At 41.0% G+C, this 652-nt stretch carries 2 protein-coding genes; both read right to left on the bottom strand.

Annotated features, from left to right (window positions below):
- A partial coding sequence (locus H6W53_RS21405; protein WP_185209629.1) for a transposase zinc-binding domain-containing protein occupies positions 1 to 482 on the bottom strand: 482 nt, incomplete at its 3' end.
- Positions 479 to 652, bottom strand: a 174-nt coding sequence (locus tag H6W53_RS21410) for a tyrosine-type recombinase/integrase (protein WP_185209631.1), incomplete at its 5' end; no start/stop codon positions are given. The genes H6W53_RS21405 and H6W53_RS21410, both read right to left, overlap by 4 nt.

Raw genomic sequence — 652 nt, forward strand, 5'->3', positions numbered from 1 at the left:
CCCCAAGTGTGCAAAACAGCAATCATTCCCATTTTTAAACCTCGATTTTCACCAAACGTTTGAAGCGTTTCCCAGGCAGATTCAAATAAAAAATCGTACAACATTTTGGGCTCGTGAAGCGCGGTTTTGTTCAATACATCAGGAAGCGTAAAAACCACGTGGAAATAAGGTACCGGAAGCAGTTCGGTTTCCCGATTTTCAATCCATTGCTCTCGGTTTTTGCTCTGACATTTTGGGCAATGACGGTTTCGGCAGGAGTTGTAACTGATGCTTACATTTCCACATTCATCACAAGCGTCAATATGACCACCCAAAGCAGAGGTACGGCATTTTTTCAACGCTGAAAGTGTTCGTAATTGCCAAGAATTAAGTCCTAAATCTTCCAATTTTGAACCTAATTTGTTTAAAACATCGGCGACTTCGTATTGAGGTTGAGATTGAGGTTGAACTGACTGTTTTTTTGAGGTTTTTAAACCGCTCATTTTTTCCCAAATTCTGAAAAAAGGGTATCGAGCGGTGAAAAGAGTTTTTGGGTTGAAAGCTGGGCAATTTGAAGATAAACCAGCGTGGTATCGATACTTTCGTGACCGAGAAGATTTTTGATGCTCAAAATATCCATCCCATCTTCCAGAAGATGCGTCGCAAAACTGTG

The sequence above is a fragment of the Chryseobacterium sp. C3 genome (assembly GCF_014218905.1).
In the GTDB taxonomy this organism is placed as follows: Bacteria; Bacteroidota; Bacteroidia; order Flavobacteriales; family Weeksellaceae; genus Chryseobacterium; species Chryseobacterium mucoviscidosis.